Origin of the sequence: Pararhizobium mangrovi (assembly GCF_006516965.1) — a bacterium.
Taxonomy (GTDB): domain Bacteria; phylum Pseudomonadota; class Alphaproteobacteria; order Rhizobiales; family Rhizobiaceae; genus Pararhizobium_B; species Pararhizobium_B mangrovi.
In genome coordinates this window covers 159,942-179,066 of sequence record NZ_VHLH01000002.1, presented here as the reverse complement: position 1 = coordinate 179,066, position 19,125 = coordinate 159,942, and the positions used below count along the sequence as shown (strand labels likewise).

Annotated in this window: 16 protein-coding genes and 1 pseudogene; 11 read left to right on the top strand and 6 right to left on the bottom strand. The window is 65.9% G+C overall.

The window, feature by feature from the left end:
- Positions 1 to 185: 185 nt before the first annotated feature.
- Positions 186 to 1,331, top strand: a complete 1,146-nt coding sequence (gene rnd, locus FJU11_RS02490; protein ID WP_141165452.1) for a ribonuclease D — start codon at positions 186 to 188, stop codon at positions 1,329 to 1,331.
- Positions 1,332 to 1,342: 11 nt separating this feature from the next.
- On the opposite strand, the gene purN is transcribed toward rnd, so the two are convergent.
- The 3 genes from purN to FJU11_RS02475 form a co-directional block, all read right to left on the bottom strand.
- The gene (gene purN / locus FJU11_RS02485; RefSeq protein WP_141165427.1) at positions 1,343 to 2,014 is read right to left on the bottom strand and encodes a phosphoribosylglycinamide formyltransferase; all 672 of its coding nucleotides are present in this window, start codon (positions 2,012 to 2,014) and stop codon (positions 1,343 to 1,345) included.
- Positions 2,011 to 3,081: a phosphoribosylformylglycinamidine cyclo-ligase gene (gene purM / locus FJU11_RS02480; RefSeq protein WP_141165426.1), complete on the bottom strand. Its 1,071-nt coding sequence runs from the start codon at positions 3,079 to 3,081 to the stop codon at positions 2,011 to 2,013. The genes purN and purM overlap by 4 nt, the downstream gene beginning before the upstream one ends.
- Positions 3,082 to 3,169: 88 nt before the next feature.
- The gene (locus FJU11_RS02475) at positions 3,170 to 4,150 is read right to left on the bottom strand and encodes a zinc transporter ZntB (RefSeq protein ID WP_141165425.1); all 981 of its coding nucleotides are present in this window, start codon (positions 4,148 to 4,150) and stop codon (positions 3,170 to 3,172) included.
- 148 nt (positions 4,151 to 4,298) lie between these two features.
- Between FJU11_RS02475 and FJU11_RS02470 the strand changes: the two genes are divergently transcribed.
- From FJU11_RS02470 to ppx, 4 genes are all read left to right on the top strand, one after another.
- Positions 4,299 to 5,465, top strand: a complete 1,167-nt coding sequence (locus tag FJU11_RS02470; RefSeq protein ID WP_141165424.1) for an AI-2E family transporter — start codon at positions 4,299 to 4,301, stop codon at positions 5,463 to 5,465.
- Complete coding sequence (gene hdaA / locus FJU11_RS02465) at positions 5,462 to 6,145, top strand: DnaA regulatory inactivator HdaA (protein WP_141165423.1); 684 nt, start codon at positions 5,462 to 5,464, stop codon at positions 6,143 to 6,145. Before FJU11_RS02470 ends, hdaA begins: the two co-directional genes overlap by 4 nt.
- A gap of 70 nt (positions 6,146 to 6,215) precedes the next feature.
- On the top strand, positions 6,216 to 8,411 hold the full coding sequence (locus FJU11_RS02460) for an RNA degradosome polyphosphate kinase (RefSeq protein ID WP_141165422.1): 2,196 nt from the start codon (positions 6,216 to 6,218) through the stop codon (positions 8,409 to 8,411).
- Between the two features lie 28 nt (positions 8,412 to 8,439).
- The gene (gene ppx / locus FJU11_RS02455) at positions 8,440 to 9,972 is read left to right on the top strand and encodes an exopolyphosphatase (protein WP_141165421.1); all 1,533 of its coding nucleotides are present in this window, start codon (positions 8,440 to 8,442) and stop codon (positions 9,970 to 9,972) included.
- Positions 9,973 to 10,068: 96 nt separating this feature from the next.
- On the opposite strand, the pseudogene FJU11_RS18720 reads toward ppx, so the two are convergent.
- Together FJU11_RS18720 and FJU11_RS02445 are read right to left on the bottom strand one after the other, a co-directional pair.
- Positions 10,069 to 10,215, bottom strand: a pseudogene (locus tag FJU11_RS18720) (glutathione S-transferase N-terminal domain-containing protein); the annotation flags it as partial.
- Positions 10,196 to 12,322, bottom strand: coding sequence for a molybdopterin oxidoreductase family protein (locus FJU11_RS02445; RefSeq protein WP_141165420.1), 2,127 nt, complete (start codon positions 12,320 to 12,322; stop codon positions 10,196 to 10,198). The pseudogene FJU11_RS18720 and the gene FJU11_RS02445, both read right to left, overlap by 20 nt.
- A 66-nt stretch (positions 12,323 to 12,388) precedes the next feature.
- Here FJU11_RS02445 and FJU11_RS02440 point away from each other — a divergent pair, with 66 nt between their 5' ends.
- From FJU11_RS02440 to FJU11_RS02425, 4 genes are all read left to right on the top strand, one after another.
- Positions 12,389 to 13,234 carry a 23S rRNA (adenine(2030)-N(6))-methyltransferase RlmJ gene (locus tag FJU11_RS02440; protein WP_141165419.1) on the top strand — a complete coding sequence of 282 codons (846 nt, stop codon included), beginning with the start codon at positions 12,389 to 12,391 and terminating at the stop codon, positions 13,232 to 13,234.
- 90 nt (positions 13,235 to 13,324) lie between these two features.
- A complete protein-coding gene (locus tag FJU11_RS02435) occupies positions 13,325 to 13,777 on the top strand; it encodes a hypothetical protein (RefSeq protein WP_141165418.1) in 453 nt (150 codons plus the stop codon).
- Positions 13,774 to 14,451: a ribonuclease T2 gene (locus tag FJU11_RS02430; RefSeq protein ID WP_235890773.1), complete on the top strand. Its 678-nt coding sequence runs from the start codon at positions 13,774 to 13,776 to the stop codon at positions 14,449 to 14,451. The genes FJU11_RS02435 and FJU11_RS02430 overlap by 4 nt, the downstream gene beginning before the upstream one ends.
- A gap of 48 nt (positions 14,452 to 14,499) precedes the next feature.
- Entirely contained in the window at positions 14,500 to 15,105 is a 606-nt protein-coding gene (locus tag FJU11_RS02425; RefSeq protein ID WP_141165416.1) for a glutathione S-transferase family protein, read from the top strand.
- A 36-nt stretch (positions 15,106 to 15,141) separates the two neighbouring features.
- Here FJU11_RS02425 and FJU11_RS02420 read toward each other — a convergent pair whose 3' ends face one another.
- Positions 15,142 to 15,777, bottom strand: a complete 636-nt coding sequence (locus tag FJU11_RS02420; protein WP_141165415.1) for an outer membrane protein — start codon at positions 15,775 to 15,777, stop codon at positions 15,142 to 15,144.
- 406 nt (positions 15,778 to 16,183) lie between these two features.
- Between FJU11_RS02420 and FJU11_RS02415 the strand changes: the two genes are divergently transcribed.
- Both FJU11_RS02415 and uvrC read left to right on the top strand, forming a co-directional pair.
- The gene (locus FJU11_RS02415; RefSeq protein WP_141165414.1) at positions 16,184 to 16,945 is read left to right on the top strand and encodes an SDR family oxidoreductase; all 762 of its coding nucleotides are present in this window, start codon (positions 16,184 to 16,186) and stop codon (positions 16,943 to 16,945) included.
- The gene (gene uvrC / locus FJU11_RS02410) at positions 16,942 to 19,065 is read left to right on the top strand and encodes an excinuclease ABC subunit UvrC (RefSeq protein ID WP_141165413.1); all 2,124 of its coding nucleotides are present in this window, start codon (positions 16,942 to 16,944) and stop codon (positions 19,063 to 19,065) included. Before FJU11_RS02415 ends, uvrC begins: the two co-directional genes overlap by 4 nt.
- Positions 19,066 to 19,125 lie beyond the last annotated feature (60 nt).

Here is a 19,125-nt window from a genome sequence, read left to right as displayed (position 1 = left end):
CGGGTGGCGGCACGATGCCGGAACCGGCCCGAAAATCGCGCGGAAAAGCGCATGGCGACCGCGATTTGTCAAGGCGAGCAGTGCCGGTGCATGCGGGCGGAACGTCTTCGACCGCATGATCGGCATCGCCGCCCACGCCCGTGCGAGACAAGCGTGTCCATATGCGTTATGAGCGCCACATGGACATGATAACGACCACCGAGGCGCTCGCTTCCGCGTGCCGGGACCTCGCCCGATCCGACTTCGTCACCGTCGATACCGAATTCATCCGCGAGACGACCTACTGGCCGGAGCTCTGCCTCATTCAGATGGCGGCACCGGACATGGCGGTCCTCGTCGATCCGCTCGCCCCCGACATCGATCTCGCGCCGTTCTTCGCGCTGATGGGCGACGAGACGACCGTCAAGGTCTTTCACGCCGCGCGGCAGGACGTCGAGATCATCTTCCACCGCGCCGACATGATCCCGCACCCGACCTTCGACACGCAGGTGGCGGCGATGGTGTGCGGCTTCGGCGATTCGATCTCGTACGATCAGCTGGTCAAACGCACGGTCGGCGAGCAGCTCGACAAGACCTCGCGCTTCACCGACTGGCGCCGGCGACCCCTTTCGGACATGCAGCTCGAATACGCGCTCGCCGACGTGACGCATCTTCGCGACGTCTACCTTCACCTGAGCGCCGAGCTGGAGCGCGAGGGCCGCGCTCACTGGCTGAACGAGGAGATGGCGATCCTCGAATCACGCGAGACCTACTATACGCGTCCGGAAGACGCCTGGAAGCGGCTGAAGATGCGCGTGCGCAAGCCGATCGAGCTCGCCATCATGCAGGCGCTCGCCGACTGGCGCGAGCGCGAGGCACGCGAACGCAACGTGCCGCGCGGTCGGGTGATCAAGGACGACGGCATCTACGAGATCGCCCAGCAGAAGCCGGCAAGTGCCGAGGCGATGACGCGCCTGCGCAGCGTTTCGCGTGGCTTCGAGCGTTCGCAGCAGGGCCAGGCGATCGTCGCGCTGGTGCAGGACGCGCTGGATAAGCCGAAGGAGGATCTGCCGAAGCTTCCGCGCCAGCGCTCGGCACCCGAGGGCAGTGCCGCGGCGATCGACCTTCTCAAGGTGCTTCTCAAGCTCGTAGCCGAGAAGCACGCCGTCGCCACCAAGATCGTCGCCAGCGGCGACGACCTGGAGCAGATCGCCGTTTCCGGCGAGGATGCGGACGTGCCGGCGCTCAAGGGCTGGCGGCGCGAACTCTTCGGCGAGCCGGCGCTCGACCTCATCGCCGGACGCACGGCACTGCGCTTCGTCGATCGCCGGATCGAGGCAGTCGCACTTTAGAGCGGCGTCGCTCAGAGGCCGGAAAAGAGGATCGCTTCTTCCATCGCCCGTTCCCGCGGATCGGCGGAAAAGACGCTTCTGCCGGTCGCCGGGTCGAGCCGCACCGATCCGTTCGCAACGGCATGCAACGCGGCCGGATAGAGGCGATGTTCGGCGGCCAGCACGCGTTCGGAAAGGGTCTGAGCAGTGTCGTGGCATTCCACGGGCACGGCCGCCTGCGCGACGATCGGCCCCTCGTCCATGCCTTCGGTCACGAAATGCACGCTGCACCCGTGCAGCCGGACGCCTGCCGCAAGGGCACGCGCGTGGGTATCGAGACCCGGAAAGAGCGGCAGCAGCGAGGGATGGATGTTGAGGATGCGCCCCTGCCAGCGCGCGACGAACGCGCCGGAAAGCAATCGCATGAAGCCTGCGAGGCACACGAGATCGATATCGTGGCGATGGAGCTGCGCCTCGATCGCCGCTTCGTGGGCCGCCTTGTCCGAATAATCGCGCCGCGGCACGGCCATAGCGGGAATGCCCGCCGCGTCGGCGGTGGCGAGACCAGCGGCGTCCGCCCGGTCGGCGATCACCACGGCGATGTGGGCAGGAAATTCCTCGTTCCCGGCGGCCGCGAGAAGGGCCGCCATGTTGCTTCCCCGGCCTGAAATCAGGACCGCGACGCGCACGCGCTTCGCCGTCATAGTGCGAGCTTGCCCCGATAGCGCAGCCGCGGCTCGTCCTCCTCGCGCCCGACGAGCCGGCCGAGCGTGCAGACCGTTTCGCCCTCCGCTTCCAGCATCGCCTTGACGTCGTCCGCGCCTTCCGGCGCGACGATCGCGACCATGCCGATGCCGCAATTGAAGGTGCGCAGCATTTCCGTCGACGCGATCTTGCCGGCCTTCGAGAGCCAGCCGAAGACCGGGGGAACGCGAATGGCCGAAAGGTCGATTTCGGCGGCGATGCCCGCCGGCAGCACCCGCGGCACGTTCTCCGTGAAGCCGCCCCCGGTGATGTGCGCGAAACCGCGGATGGCGTCGGTCTTCGCAAGCGCGCGAAGAAGCGGCCGGACATAGATGCGCGTCGGCTCGAGAAGCGCACCGCCGAGGCTGCCGCCACCTCCGAACGGCGCCCGCGAACGCCAGTCGAGACCCGCCTTCTCGACGATGCGGCGCACGAGCGAATAGCCGTTGGAGTGGACGCCCGACGAAGCGAGGCCCAGAAGGACGTCGCCGGCATGCATGTCGATCTTCGGCAGCAGGCGACCGCGCTCGGCCGCGCCGACGGCGAAGCCGGCAAGGTCGTAGTCGCCATCGGCGTACATGCCCGGCATTTCCGCCGTTTCACCGCCGATCAGCGCGCAACCGGCCTGCCGGCAGCCTTCCGCGATACCGCCGACGATCGTCGCACCGGTGGCGGTATCGAGTTTGCCGGTGGCGTAGTAGTCGAGGAAGAACAGCGGTTCGGCGCCCTGCACCACGAGGTCGTTGACGCACATGGCGACGAGATCGACGCCGATCGTCTCGTGCCTGCCGCTCTCGATCGCGATCTTGAGCTTCGTCCCGACGCCGTCGTTCGCCGCCACGAGGATCGGATCGGAAAAGCCCGTCGCCTTCAGGTCGAAGACGCCGCCGAAACCGCCGAGCCGCCCGTCCGCACCCGGCCGGCGCGTTGCGCGCGCCAGCGGCTTGATCGCATTCACGAGCGCATTGCCCGCGTCGATGTCGACGCCGGCATCGCTGTAGGTCATGCCCTTTCGGCTCTCGCTCATCGTCCGTCTCCCGGTGAGCACCGCACTCGGCGCGCGGGCGCAATTGACATGGCCTTCGTCCCGCACGCAAGCCCTATCGGCCGGGACTTCAGAACCAGTGGCGCCGCCAGAAGATCCAAAGCTCGACGATCGCGAGCACGACGATGATGGCGCATACCGCGACGAAGCCGAGCGAGGACTGCGTTCCGGGAATGCCGCCGACATTGATGCCGAGGAGACCGGTGACGAAGCTCAGCGGCAGAAAGACCGTCGCGACGATGGAAAGCGTGTACATCGTCCGGTTCATGCGCTCGGCCGAGCGACCGGCAACACCTTCCTGAAGGATCGCCGCACGCTCCCGTATGGCGTCGAGACCCTCGATCACCCGCGAAAGCGTCTCCTGCGTCTCGCTCAGCTGCTCGCGCGAATCCTCGTCGAGCCAGGGCCGACGCAGGTTGAGAATGCGCATCAGCGCCTCACGCTGCGGAGCGAGGAAACGGCGATACGCGACGATCTCGCGGCGCACGTCGACGAGCTCGTCGGCGAGCGATCGATCGTCCTGCGCGGCGAGGCTCTGGTCCTCCAGATGGTCGACGCGATCCTCCAACTGGTCGATCGTGCCGGCGAGCCGGTCCGTCAGCCCTTCGGCGAGTTCGGCGACGAAGGCCCCCGGCCCCTTCGGTCCGCGTCCGGCCAGCGCGTCGTCGCGGATCGACTGGACGGCGAAGACGCGACTGCGCCTCAGCGTGACGACGGATCTGCCGCTGACGAGCATGCGCAGCGCGACCATGTCCTCGGGCTCGGCGCCGGGATTGAGATTGACGCCGCGCAGGATGATCACGACGTTGTCGTCGATGACGTTGGCGCGCGGCCGGGTCTCCTCGTCGAAGAGCGCCTCGCTCGCCGCTTCCGAAAGGTCGCCGATCTCTTCGAGCCAGGCCTTCGAGGTCGGCCCCGTACGGTCGAGATGGATCCAGCGCCAGGCCGACGGGCCCTCCAGGTCGTCGAGCGCGTCCGCCTCGATCGAAACCGCCGATCCGTCGGTATTGACGTCGAGAGCGAAAACAAGTGATTCGGCGTCGAGTTTCATGCATTCTCCCTACCAGACGTTGCCCGCTTGACCGCGCGCGCCGGCACGGCCTATCCCGTCCTATGTATGGCAAAGCGCCGGCAAGGTCGAAGCGGCGCCGGATCGCAGCGGCAAGCGCGGCAACGTAGGCAAGGCTCGGGAACGACGCATGAACGCTACATCGCTGCGCCGTCAGGCCATCTTCTGGGTTTGCGTCCTCGTCTTCCTCGTCGTCTTCCTGATCCTCTTTCACTCCATCCTCCTGCCCTTCGTCGCAGGCATGGCGCTCGCCTACTTCCTCGATCCCGTCGCCGACCGGCTCCAACGCCTGGGACTCAGCCGGCTGATGGCGACGATCGTCATCCTCGTCATGTTCCTCGTCGTCTTCGCGCTGGCGCTCGTCATCATCGTTCCGCTTCTCGTCAACCAGACCTCCGACTTCATCCAGCGCCTGCCCGGCTACGTGACCGAGCTGCAGCAGCTCGTCACCTCGCCGAAGCTCGACTTCCTGCCGAACTGGCTGACCGACCAGGTCGGCAACATCCGCAACTCCTTCGCCGACGCCATCAGCCAGGGCGCCGGCTTCCTGGCGACGCTGCTGAAGAAACTGTGGAATTCGGGCAAGGCGCTGCTCGACATCATCGCCCTCTTCGTCGTGACGCCGGTCGTCGCCTTCTACATGCTGCTCGACTGGGACCGCATGGTCACGCGTGTCGACGCCTGGATCCCGCGCCAGCACCTGACGGACGTGCGCACGATCGCCCGCGACATCGACCATGCCATCGCCGGCTTCGTGCGCGGACAGGGAAGCCTCTGCCTCATCCTCGGCTGTTACTACGCCCTCGGGCTGACGGTCGTCGGCCTCAATTTCGGCCTCCTGATCGGCTTCTTCGCGGGGCTGATCAGTTTCATTCCCTATATCGGTTCGTTCATCGGGCTGGTTCTGGCGATCGGGGTCGCGCTCGTGCAATACTGGCCGGACTACACGATGATCGCGCTCGTGGCGGCGGTCTTCTTCACCGGGCAATTCATCGAGGGCAACATCCTCCAGCCGAAGCTCGTCGGACACAGCGTCGGGCTTCATCCGGTCTGGCTGATGTTCGCGCTCTTCGCCTTCGGCTCGATCTTCGGCTTCGTAGGGACGTTGATCGCCGTCCCGGCATCCGCCGCGATCGCCGTGCTCGTGCGCTTCGCCCTCGCCCGCTATCTCGAAAGCGCGCTTTATGTCGGCGCGCCCGACGACGGTCTGCATCCGGGCGTACCCGAACCCGGCCGCCGTCCGGGAGGCAAGATTGAGGCCGCGCGATACGACGAGCGAAACGGAGGCAGGCGATGAACGGGCAGGCACACCAGATCCCCCTTTCGTTCACGCACGACGCGGCGCGCACGCGCGACGATCTCGCCGTGTGCGAGCCGGTGCGCGCGGCCGTCGGCATCGTCGATCGCTGGCCCGACTGGGGCTCGCCGGTCGTCGTGCTCGCCGGTCCGCCCGGATGCGGCAAGTCCCATCTCGCCAATATCTGGCGCGAACGCTCCGGCGCGACGACCGTTCTGCCGGGCGAGAGCGCCGCGCGCACCGGCGCCGAGGCCGCTTCCGAAGGGCCGGTACTGATCGAGGACGCCGACCGTGCGGGTTTTGCGAACACGGCCCTCTTCCACATCATCAACGCGGTTCGCCAGGCAGGCACGAGCGTGTTGATGACGGCACGCGCGCGACCCGCCGCCTGGGCCGTCACCCTGCCCGACCTCGCTTCGCGCCTTGCCGCGGCGACGGTCGTCGAGATCGGCGAACCGGACGAGCCACTGCTCGCGCAGGTGATCTTCAAGCTTTTCGCCGACCGGCAGATCGAAATCGACGACAAGGTGGTGCACTATCTCGTCATGCGCATGGAACGCTCGCTCTTCGCCGCCCAGGATCTCGTCGCGCGCATGGACGAGATCGCCCTTTCGCGCAGCGTGCGCATTACCCGGGCGGTGGCCGCCGAAGCGCTGGCGCAGGCTGAGCATGCTGGCTAGCACACGTCATCGCGATGTCGCGGAATACGCTTAGCCACGCCCGAAGTTGAGACAATCGAACGGAAAGCCGATGGATCAGAGCACTGCCGCCGAACAGGTCGAAGACACGACGGTATCCGTCGAGACAGACCCGACGAACCATCCCGACCGGTTCATCAACCGCGAATTCTCGTGGCTCCAGTTCAATCGGCGCGTGCTCGACGAGACCCACAACGCCGCCCATCCGCTTCTCGAACGCGTGCGCTTCCTGTCGATCTCGGCGACCAATCTGGACGAGTTCTTCATGGTGCGCGTCGCCGGCCTCGAGGGCCAGGTGCGAGAGGGCATCACCGCGCGCAGCGCCGATGGGCGCACGCCGGCCGAACAGCTCCGCAAGATCCTGAAGGAGGTGGACAAGCTGCAGTTCGAGCAGCACGCTTCCCTGAACGTCCTGCAGGAAGGGCTTGCCCGCGAGGGCATCCATTTCGTCCGGCCTTCACGGCTTTCCGGCGACGACCGGGCCTGGCTCGAAAAGACGTTCTTCGCGTCGATCTTCCCCGTACTCACGCCACTTTCGATCGACCCGGCCCACCCCTTCCCGTTCATTCCCAATCTCGGCTTCTCGATCGGCCTGCAACTCTTCAGCAAGGAGGGCCGCGAGCCGATGACGGGGCTCCTGCGCCTGCCCGTCGCGCTCGACCGTTTCGTTCGCCTGCCGAACGGGGGCGCGGACGATTGCGACATCCGCTACATCGCGCTCGAGGACGTGGTCGGCCTGTTCATCGAGGAGCTCTTTCCCGGCTACGAGGTACGCGGGTCCGGCACCTTCCGCGTCATCCGCGACAGCGACATCGAAGTCGAGGAGGAGGCGGAAGATCTCGTTCTCCTCTTCGAAAGTGCGCTGAAGCGGCGGCGCCGCGGCTCGGTCATCCGCATCGAGTTCGATTCCGAACTGCCGGTCTCGCTGCGCGAGTTCATCATCGAGGAGGTGAACGTCGCGCGCGACCGGGTCTCGGTGCTGCCGGGCCTTCTCGCGCTCGACACGCTCACCGAGATCGTCAAGGCGCCGCGAGACGATTTGCGCTTCCAGCCCTACAACGCGCGCTTTCCCGAGCGCGTGCGCGACCATGCGGGCGACTGCTTCGCGGCGATCAAGGAAAAGGACATCGTCATCCACCACCCCTACGAGTCCTTCGACGTGGTGGTGCAGTTCCTCTACCAGGCCGCGCGCGATCCGGACGTGCTCGCCATCAAGCAGACGCTCTACCGCACCTCCAACGACAGCCCCATCGTACGCGCGCTCATCGAGGCGGCGGAGTCCGGCAAGTCCGTGACGGCGGTCGTCGAACTGAAGGCGCGCTTCGACGAGGAAGCGAACATCCGCTGGGCGCGCGATCTGGAGCGGGCCGGCGTGCAGGTGGTCTTCGGCTTCATCGAGTTGAAGACGCACGCCAAGATCTCACTCATCGTGCGGCGCGAGGAAGGCTCGCTGCGCTCCTACTGCCATCTCGGTACCGGCAACTACCATCCGGTCACGGCGAAGATCTACACGGACCTTTCCTTCTTCACCTGTACGCCGGAGGTCGCCGGCGACGTGCAGCAGGTGTTCAACTTCATCACCGGCTACGGCACGCCGGTCGAACTCGACACGCTCATCGTCTCCCCGCTCAACATGCGCCGGCGCATCATCGAGCATATCGATGCGGAGATCGCCCATGTCGAGGCAGGCCGGCCCGGATCGATCTGGATGAAGATGAATGCGCTCGTCGATCCGGAGATCATCGACGCGCTCTATCGCGCCGGTCGGGCGGATGTGGACATCGAGCTCGTCGTGCGCGGCATCTGCTGCCTGCGTCCGCAGGTCGAGGGGCTTTCCGAGCGTATTCGCGTGAAGTCGATCGTCGGGCGCTTTCTGGAGCACAGCCGCATCTACTGCTTCGGCAACGGCCGCGGCCTGCCCTCGCCCGACGCCCTCGTCTATATCGGCTCGGCCGACCTGATGCCGCGCAACCTGAACCGCCGCGTCGAGACGCTGGTGCCGGTGAAGAACCCGACCGTCCACGAGCAGGTCCTGTCGCAGATCATGCTCGGGAACCTGATAGACAACCAGCAGAGTTACGAGATATTGCCGGACGGCACGTCGCGCCGGATGATGCCGCGCCAGGGAGAGGAACCATTCAACGCCCAGGTCTACTACATGACGAACCCCAGCCTTTCGGGCCGGGGCGAGGCGCTGAAGGAGAGCGCGCCGAAGCTGATCGCCGGCTGGACCGCGCCGGAACGCTGACCGGCACGCGGACGACGGGAGCGTTTTCGTGATCGAGTCGGAAGCGCTCGGCCGGATTTCGGGATTCCGGCCCGTTTCCGTCATCGACATCGGCTCCAACTCCGTGCGCCTCGTCATCTACGAGCGCCTGAGCCGTTCGCCCTCCATCCTCTTCAACGAAAAGGTGCTTTGCGGTCTCGGACGCGGCCTCGTCGCGACGAACCGCATGGACGATGCCGGCGTCGAGCGCGCACTTTCCGCGCTTAAGCGTTTCCGCGCTCTGAGCCGCCAGGCGCAGGCGATCGAGATGCACGTCATCGCGACGGCCGCAGCCCGCGAGGCGGAGAACGGGTCCGAGTTCATCCGCCGGGCCGAAGCCATCCTCGAAGCGCCGATCCGCGTTCTTTCCGGCAAGGAAGAGGCGACCTACTCGGCCTACGGCGTCATTTCAGGCTTTGCCGCGCCGGACGGCATTGCCGGCGACCTCGGCGGCGGTTCGCTGGAACTCGTCGACATACGCGGCAGCAGGATCGGCGACGGCGTGACCCTGCCGCTCGGCGGCTTGCGCCTCGCCGACCTCGCCGGCGGTTCCGTTTCCAAGGCGCGCGCCTTCGCACGCAGGCAGATCAAGGGCGCGAAGTTTCTCGCCAAGGGCAAGAACCGCCTCTTCTACGCCGTCGGCGGCACATGGCGGAACATCGCTCGCCTGCACATGGAACAGACCGGCTATCCGCTGCACATGATGCACGCCTACGAGATCGAATTCGAGCCGATGATGGACTTTCTGTCCCGTGTCGCGCGGCTTCGCGATACCGGCTCGTGCGAACTCAAGCCGGTTTCCAAGAACCGCCGTGCGCTGCTGCCCTTCGGCGCGGTGGCCCTGCAGGAGACGATCGCCGCCATCCGGCCACGGGCCGTCTCGATCTCCGCCCTCGGCGTACGCGAGGGCTACCTGTTCTCGCTTCTCGACGCTGAGGAACGCGCGCGCGACCCGCTGCTCGCCACGGCCGAAGAACTGGCGCTCCTGCGCGCCCGCTCGCCGGAACATGCCTACGAGATCGCCGAATGGACCGAACGTGTCATGCCGGTCTTCGGCGTCGACGAGAGTACCGACGAAGCGCGCTATCGCCGCGCCGCCTGCCTGCTCGCCGATATTTCCTGGCGCGCGCATCCGGACTATCGTGGGCTCCAGGCCGTCAACATCATCGCGCACAATTCGTTTTCCGGCATAAGCCATGCCGGCCGGGCCTATCTGGCGCTCGTGAACTACTATCGCTTCGAGGGGTTGGGCGACGATTCGGCGACCGAGCCGCTCGCCAAGGTCGCCGGCGAACGCTTCGTCCAGCTTGCCAAGCTCGTCGGCGGCATCCTGCGGGTCGGCTACCTTTTCTCCGCCTCGATGGCGGGTGCGGTGCCGCTGCTGCGCTTCGAAGCGGTCCACGACGAGAACGACGAGGCGGACGTCGTGCTGATCGTGCCCGAACGGCTTGCCGATCTCGCCGGCGAGCGCGTCAACGGACGGCTTCAGCAGCTCGGCAAGCTGACCGGCAGGCGCATCGGCGTACGCATCGAGCACGACTGAACGCCCTTCACCGCGATGGTGCGTTTCGGCCATCGATGGGCGTTCCGATACGATCGCGTACCACGCGGCAAGGTTCGCGCGCTCCGCCGGTACCGACGTGTCCAGATATTCGCAGATGACGGCGGATTCGCAGATCGCCTCGCCCGTTTCGGTCACGAGCGTCGGCACCTTCGCGAGCGGGTTCAGGGCGCGAAGGGCGATGTCGACGCGAACCGGAGTTGCATCAGGCCTTCCGGTCTGCACGCACCCAGATGCGGTTGTCGTGAAACGCAGCTCCGCCGAAGGGAGCGCAAGGGTCCGCGCCGGTCAGAACATTGATCCCTTCGCCATCGAGGTGGTCGCGGTTCGGCCACAGCCCCTCACAGACCACCACGCCGCGCCGCAGGCCGGAAAAGAGCCGCGCATGGATGCGCACCGCGCCGCGCGGATTGCCGAGCACGACGACATCGCCATCCGCGACGCCGATCTCACGCGCGTCGTCGGGATGGAGCATGGCCTCGGGGCGCCCCTCGCGCGTGCGCGATCCGTCCGTTTCGGAAAAGGTCGAGTTCAGGAAGTTGCGCGCCGGCGAGGTCGCCAGCCGAAAGGGGTGGGCTTCGTCCGCGGTCTCGATGACGTCGACGTGGTCGGGAAAGCGCGGAAGGCGCTCGTGCGGGCCCTGCACGCCCATCGTTTCCGGCGGACGGTTCGGCGCGCGCTGCCCGGTCCAGTCCGGCGCGAAGCGGAACTTGCGGTCCGGCCAAACGAAACCGTCGAGGTAGTGCGCTTCCCCGAAGCGAGGCTGGCAGTCGATCCAGCGTTCGCGAAGGAGCTTCTCGAAGCCGGGATAGCCGCTCGCCGCCATCATCCCGTCGATCAGCTGGCGTTCGGTCATGCCGAAGCCCGGACGATCGGAAACACCGAGCCGCTTTGCCAGCTCCTCGATCACGAAGTGGTTCGTGCGCACCGTTTCCGGCGGTTCGACGAGCTTCGGTCCGAGCGTGATGTGTTGCTGCCCGCCACCCTTGTAGATGTCGTCGTGCTCCACGAACATCGTCGCCGGCAGCACGATGTCGGCAAGGTCTGCCGTTTCCGTCAGGAACTGCTCGTGGACGGCGACGAAGAGATCCTCGCGCAGGAGCCCGCGCCGCACCTTGCGCTGCTCCGGCGCGACGTTCGCCGGATTCGTGTTCTGCACGAGCATGGCCGTCACCGGCGGCCCGCCGTAGAGCGCGTCGGGCTCACCGGTCAGCACCGCGCCGATGCGGCTCTGGTCGAGCGAGCGCACGCCGGCGTCGCGCTCGCCGAGACCCATGATCTCGGCCTGATTGAGCCCGAAGGTGCCGCTGTTCGAGTGGAAGGCACCGCCGCCCTCGAACTGCCAGCTACCGGTAACCGAAGCGATGCAGCTTGCAGCGTGCATGTTGACGGCGCCGTTACGGCTGCGGGTAAAGCCGTAGCCGAGGCGCAGATAGCTGCGTTTCGTGCGGCCGAGCAACCGCGCGAACGCCTCGATCTCTTCCACGCAAAGGCCGGTGATCGCCGCCGCCCATTCCGGCGTGCGCGTTGCCAGATGCGCTTCGAGGCCCGCCGCGTCGTCCGTATGCGCGGCGAGGAACGCGCGATCGGCCAAGCCTTCGCGAAAGAGCACGTGCATGACGGCGCAGGCCAGCGCGCCGTCGGTGCCGGGCTTCAACATCAGCGCCGTGTCCGCCTGCTTCATCGTCGCCGTCTCGTAGACGTCGATCACGACGATCTTCGCGCCGCGTTCCTTTCGCGCGCGCATCGCATGGGTCATGACGTTGACCTGCGTGGCGACGGCGTTCGTGCCCCAGATGACGACGCAATCGGATTTCGCCATCTCGCGCGGATCCGGGCCCATCAGCTTGCCCGTGCCGGCGAAAAAGCCCGTCCAGGCGAGATTGGTGCAGATGGAATCGAACTGGCCGGAATAGCGCTTGGCATGCCGCAGACGATGGATCGAATCGCGCTGGACGAGACCCATCGTTCCGGCGAACAGGTAGGGCCATATCGCTTCGCTGCCATGGCGCTGCTCGGCCTGACAGAACCGCTCGGCGATCGTGTCGAGCGCGTCGTCCCATGAGATGCGCTGCCAGTGCCCCTCGCCCTTCGCTCCCGAACGGCGCAGCGGGTGCAGCAGGCGATCGGGATGGTAGAGCCGTTCGGCGTAGCGCGCGACCTTGGCGCAGATCACGCCCGCCGTATACGTGTTTTCCCGCGCGCCGCGCATGCGGCCGACCCGGCCGTCCGCGCCGATCTCGACGTCGAGCGCGCAGGTCGAAGGGCAATCGTGGGGACAGGCCGAAAAGCCGGTCCGTTGGTTCGTCGGGATCGGGCTCGCATCGTTCATGCGCCTCGTATATGGCACGACTGCCGCCGCGACCACCCGTTTCAGAACCGAAGCCACCCATCGACCATGAACTATCGACACGTCTACCATGCAGGCAATTTCGCCGATGTGCTCAAGCACCTCGTGCTCGCGCGTGTCGTCCGCTACCTTCAGCGCAAGGAAAAGCCGTTCCGCATCCTTGATACGCATGCCGGTTGCGGCCGGTACGATCTGACCGGAGAAAAGGCGCAGCGGACCGGCGAATGGCGCGAGGGCATCGGCCGGTTGATGACGGCCGACCTGCCGGCAAAGCCCGCCGAACTGGCCGCACCCTATCTCGACGTCGTTCGGGGGATGAACCCCACGGGTGCGATCGAGGCCTATCCGGGCTCCCCCTTGCTAGCGCGGCGGCTGATGCGCACGCAGGACCGCCTCTCCGCGATCGAACTGCATCCGGAAGATTTCGCCGAGCTCCAGACGCTCTTCGACGGCGACCACCACGTACGCACGACGAAGCTCGATGGCTTTCTCGCGCTCGGCGGGCACGTGCCCTTCAAGGAACGCCGCGGCCTGGTGCTGATCGATCCGCCCTTCGAAGATACCGGCGAGGTGACGCGCATGCTGGACGGGGTCGCCCGTGCCCTTCGCCGTTTTCCCGGCGGCACGTATTGCCTGTGGTATCCGCTGAAGACCGGCGAACCGGCGCGCGGGCTCGTCGAAGGCGTCCGCCGGCTCGCGCCGAAGGAGGCGCTGCGTTGCGAACTGAGCGTGCGAACGCGGGCGAAGGGGCTGGACGGCAGCGGCCTCCTCGTCGTCAACCCGCCCTTCGTGCTCGCCGAAGAGCTCGGCGTTCTCCTGCCGGCGATCGTGCCCCTGCTGGCGCAGGACGAAACCGCTGGCTGGCGCGTCGAAGAGTTGGTAACGTCACGCTAAGACGCGGCGCATATCCTTCTTGACACGCGATCGGTCCCGTCCATCTTCCGATGGGGCCGAAGGCACGCCTCCGCTTGGTAAGGAAAGACGATGTTTGGCAAAATGCTGTCCATGGTGGCGATCGGTGCCGCCCTTTTCTGCGCACCGGCGAATGCCGCGGACTACGTCCAGCCCGGCCCGCGTGGCGCGATGGCGGTCGGCTCGTCCGTCTGCGCGCAGCACGGCACGCTGGCGACGATCGACAGCGAGTTCGACTACCGCGCGCGCAACTACCTTCACGCGCCGCTTGCCATCACCGATTTCCGTGACGCGCGGCTGATCGCCTACCACCCCTACGACCCGACGCACCTCGTCCGGCGCATCTACTGCGAGGCGACCGTCGTCATGCAGGGAAGCCCTCCGCGGCCCATCTATTACCTGATCGAATCGACGATGGGATTCGCCGGCATCGGCGATCGCGTGGAATACTGCATCGCCGGCCTCGATCCATGGCACGTCTACGGTTCGCACTGCTCCACCGTTCGCTACGAAAATCCTTATTGACGCGGTCGCATCGCCCTTTCCGCCGTCGCATTGCGCTGGCGGTCACGGCATGGATCGGCGCGTGCGCGACGTCCGGTCCGGCACTCGCCGACGGTGAAGCGCCCGGAACGTTCGCCTTTTACGTTCTCGCGCTCTCATGGGCGCCGAGCTATTGCCGGGACGCCGGCCGGGACGCGAGCCCGCGTGAATGTGGTCCGCATACGGGGTACGGCTTCGTCGTTCACGGCCTCTGGCCGCAGAACGAGCACGGTTATCCCGCCTTCTGCCCGACGACCCTGCCCGACCATGTGCCGAAGACGCTTGCCGAGCGCATGACGGACCTGACGCCGGACGTCGCCCTCATCGAGCACGAATGGCGCAAGCACGGCACCTGCACCGGGCTCGATCAGCAGGCCTACTTCGCGCTCGTCCGAAAGGCTCGTGCAAACGTCGCGATCCCCCGTGCCTTCGCTTCGCCTGCGCCAGCTCGGTCGGCGGACCCCGCAAACGTCGAAGCAGCGTTTCGCATGGCCAATCCGGGACTTCCTTCCACCGGCATCGCGGTCACCTGCCGCAACGCTCGCCTCAGCGAAGTGCGCATCTGCCTCACATGGTCGCTCGCTTTCCGGGCATGCCCGGAGGTGGATGCCAATGGCTGCAACACCTCCAGATTGCGCTTGCCGGCGGCCGATTGAACCGCTACCGCGGTCTTCCTTCCGACATTCGTGCCTACCGGAGCTTTCATGAAAATCCTGACTTCTTCCGCTTCGCCCTATTCCGCCAAGGTGCGCATGGCCGCGCGCTATGCCGGCCTTCCCTTCGAGGAAGTGGCGACCGATACCGCTTCCGAGGGCAGCGATCTGGTCGATCGCAACCCGCTCGGCAAGATCCCGACGGTGCAGGCCGAAGACGGAACGGTCGTCTTCGACAGTCGTGCGATCATGCAGTATCTCGATCGGGAAAGCGGGCGGAAGCTCTATCCGCGCAACACCGCCAAGCGCACGCAGGCGGAGGTGCTCGAAGCATTGTGCGACGGGATCATGGACGCGCTGATCCTCGTCGTCTACGAGCGCCGCTTCCGGCCGGAGGAAAAGGTGCACCAAGAGTGGATCGACAAGCAGTGGCGCCGTGTGGAGCGCGGGCTCGATCACCTGGAAGCCAACCTGCCGCGCACGGCGAAGAACCTCACCGGTGCGCATTTCGCGATCGCTGGCCTGCTCGGCTATCTGGCGCTGCGCTTCGAAGGAAAGTGGGAACGGGGCCGGCCGAAGCTCAAGAACTGGACGACGAAGTTCGAGAAGATCTTCCCGGACTATGCGGAGTTGAAGCCGCACGTCGCCGAGAGTTGATAGCAGACCAGCTTTATCGGAAAAACGGCACCGGCGTCAGAACTTGATGCCGATGCCGGCGCGCACGCTCTGCTCGTCGAAGCCGGAAGAGACCGGGCCGCTGTCGGGCAGGTCGTAGTTCTTCGAACCGTAGTCGGAATAGCGATATTCGACGCGCGCCGTCACGTTGTCGGTGATCGAGGCTTCCGCGCCCGCACCCGCCGTCCACCCGACATGGGTCTTCGTGTCCGAGCTGTCGCCGTCGTCGAGCTTGAGGTTCGAACCGGCGATGCCGCCCGTCGCATAGACCATGAAGGGATTGTCGAACGCATAGCCCATCCGCCCGCGAACGGAACCGAAGAGCTCCTGGTCCGCCTTGAGGCCGGCCACCTCGGCATCTGCGCCGGAATAGCCGAGATCGGCCTCGACGCCGAAGACGTAGTTCTCGTGCTGCCAGTTATAGCCCGCGAAACCGCCGCCCATGGCCCCGTCGCCGGTATCGTCCGGATTGTCGAAATCATCGGAATTGTACCCTGCGAACGCGCCGGCATAGGGCCCGCTCCAGACGTAGAGGGGCTTGCCGTCCGAGGGCTCGGGTGCGACGGGCGCTGCCTGAAGGTCCGCGGCATGTGCCTGTCCGAACCCTGCAAGCGCGATCGCAATGCCCGCAACGAGGATGCCGCTTCTACGCATGAAAACTCCTGTCGGCCTGCGTCGTACCGTACGCAGCCGCCGTACCAACGCGCCGTGGAAGCCGTCGTTCCACCGGCACGCAAACCATATGGCCATCGATCGGGACATTTTGCAGCCGAAGCAAGGGCCGTGGTGCCGCATTCGTCCACAGCCGTTACGGGCCAAGGGAGATTAGCCTTACCCAAGATGTATAAAGACGGTTCTAGGTATCTGATTTTGATGAATTTTTTTGATTCTCCCATCGGAGTCTCGCACGTGCGGGAGAAATGCAACACCGCACGAAAAAGCAGGACGGTATCGGTCCACGGGCAAAGTCTTCCGTGCATCACGGGCTCGCGCGTTGTTTTCGCCGCGATCCGGCGCCTATATCGGGTCGTGTGTGATGAAGACGGGAGCGGACCGCGGAATGGGTGAATACCGGACGGCATTGGTGACGGGCGGCGCGAAACGCATCGGCCGGGCGATCGTCGAGGATCTGGCGCGAAACGGCTTTGCGGTCGCCGTCCACGCCAACCGCTCGACCGACGAGGCAGAAGCGCTCGTCGGAAGCATTCGTTCGGATGGCGGTCGAGCCGCGTTCGTGCGTGCCGATCTCACCGATGTCGAACAGGCGGAGAACCTGATCGCACGCGCTAGCGAAGCACTCGGCCCGGTCGATCTGCTCGTCAACAGCGCCTCGCTCTTCAAGGAAGATACCGCCGAACGCTTCGACGCCGGCACATGGGACGCGCATTTCGCGATCCATGCGCGGGCGCCCGTGCTGCTCGCCCAGCGCTTCGCGGCGCAGGCGGATCTCGGCGACAACCCGCTCGTCGTCAACATCGTCGATCAGCGTGTCTGGCGCCTGACGCCGGAGTTCTTCTCCTACACCCTGTCGAAATCGACGCTCTGGACCGCGACACAGACGATGGCGCAGGGATTGGCGCCGCGCATCCGCGTCAACGCGATCGGTCCGGGGCCGGCGATGGCGAGCGAGCACCAGTCGGCGGAAGACTTCGAAGCGCAGACCGCACGGGTTCCGCTCGAACGCGGCCCGCAGGCTGACGAATTCGGTCGAACCATACGCTATCTCTATGATTGCCGGTCGATCACCGGCCAGATGATCGCCCTCGACGGCGGCCAGCACCTCGCCTGGCGCACGCCGGACACAGTGGACGTCGCGGGATGAGCGAAGACACCGAGAACCTCGACCCCGAAGAACGTGCGGATCGCAAGCGTGCCGAACGCGCCGCCGACGATGTCGCCGGCGTCGTCTACGACGAACGCGACGAAGGCGGTGGCAGCGACGACGAAGCGCCGGAAGACGCCTCCGACCGTGTACGCACGCTTACCGGTGCGATCGAATGGGAGGATACTGCCGACGTCGCCAAGGGCCTGAAGGGTGCAGAGGCGATCCGCGCCTTCCTGCCGCGCCTGCCGAACAGCCCCGGCGTCTATCGCATGTTCGACGAGGCCGGCGACGTTCTCTACGTCGGCAAGGCGCGCAGCCTGAAGAAGCGCGTCTCGAACTACGCGCAGGGGCGCGGCCATTCCAACCGCATCGAGCGCATGATCACCCGCACGGTGACGATGGAGTTCGTGACGACGCGCACGGAAACGGAAGCGCTTCTTCTCGAAGCCAATCTTATCAAGCGCCTGCGCCCGCGCTTCAATGTTCTACTTCGGGACGACAAGTCCTTTCCGTATATCCTGATCACCGGCGACCATCAGGCGCCGGCGATCTTCAAGCATCGCGGCGCCCATTCGAGGAAGGGCGACTATTTCGGTCCGTTCGCGTCCGCCGGCGCCGTCGGACGGACGATCAATTCGCTGCAGCGCGCTTTCCTGATCCGCACTTGTTCCGACAGCGTCTTCGATGCGCGGACGCGACCCTGCCTGCTCTACCAGATCAAGCGGTGCTCTGGCCCGTGCACCGGCGAGATCGACGAGGCCGGCTACCGCGAGCTCGTGGGCGAGGCGAAGGATTTCCTTTCCGGCAAGAGCCAGAAGGTAAAGGCGACGATCTCGCGGCAGATGCAGGAAGCATCGGAAAACCTCGATTTCGAAAGCGCCGCGCTCTTTCGCGATCGCCTCTCCGCCCTTTCCCACGTGCAGAGCCATCAGGGCATCAATCCGCGCAGCGTCGAGGAGGCGGACGTCTTCGCGATCTACAACGAGGGCGGCGTAGCCTGCATTCAGGTGTTCTTCTTCCGCACAGGCCAGAATTGGGGCAATCGCGCCTATTTCCCGAAGGCCGATCCATCGCTTACGGCGGCGGAAATCCTCGGCGCGTTCCTTTCCCAGTTCTACGACGACAAGCCCTGCCCCAAGCAGGTGATGATCTCCGAACCGATCGAGGAGCAGGCGCTGCTTGCCGAAGCGCTCGGCATCAAGGCCCATCGCAAGGTCACGGTTTCCGTCCCCCAGCGCGGCGAGAAGAAGGATCTTCTCGACCACGTGCTTTCGAACGCGAAGGAAGCGCACGGCCGGCGCATCGCCGAAACGGCATCGCAGACGCGCCTGCTCAAGGGTCTTGCTGAAACCTTCTCCCTGCCCCGTACCCCGCGTCGCATCGAGGTTTACGACAATTCCCACATCATGGGCACGAACGCCGTCGGCGGCATGATCGTCGCCGGCGCGGACGGCTTCGTGAAGAACCAGTACCGCAAGTTCAACATCCGTTCGGAGGACCTGACCCCGGGCGACGATTTCGGGATGATGCGCGAGGTCATGCAGCGCCGCTTCTCCCGGCTCCTCAAGGAGCACGGCAAGCCCGAGCTAGAGGATGCGGCGAACCGCCCGGCCGATGACGACGAAACGGAAAACCCGCAGGATGCCGCGATGCCGGCGTGGCCGGACGTCATCTTCATCGATGGTGGCCAGGGCCAGATGTCGGCGGTGCGCGGCATTCTCGACGAACTCGGCGTGTCCGACAGCGTGACGGCGATCGGCGTCGCCAAGGGAGCCGACCGCGAGGCCGGTCGCGAGCGCTTCTTCGCCAGGGGCAAGACGGATTTCTCCCTGCCGCCACGCGATCCCGTGCTCTATTTCGTCCAGCGCATGCGCGACGAGGCGCACCGTTTCGCCATCGGCTCGCACCGTGCGCGGCGCAAGAAGGAAATGGTCAAGAACCCGCTCGACGAGATCGCCGGCATCGGGCCGACCCGCAAGCGCGCGCTGCTCCACCACTTCGGCACGGCGAAGGCCGTCTCGCGCGCCGCCTTCGACGATCTTTTGTCGGTCGAAGGCATTTCGCGCTCGACGGCGCAACTTATTTATGACCATTTTCACGACGAGCGTGGGGCGTGACCTCGAGAAGGGACGGGTCGCTCCGAATGAGATTCGCATACGGCCGAGAGGAACAGCGTG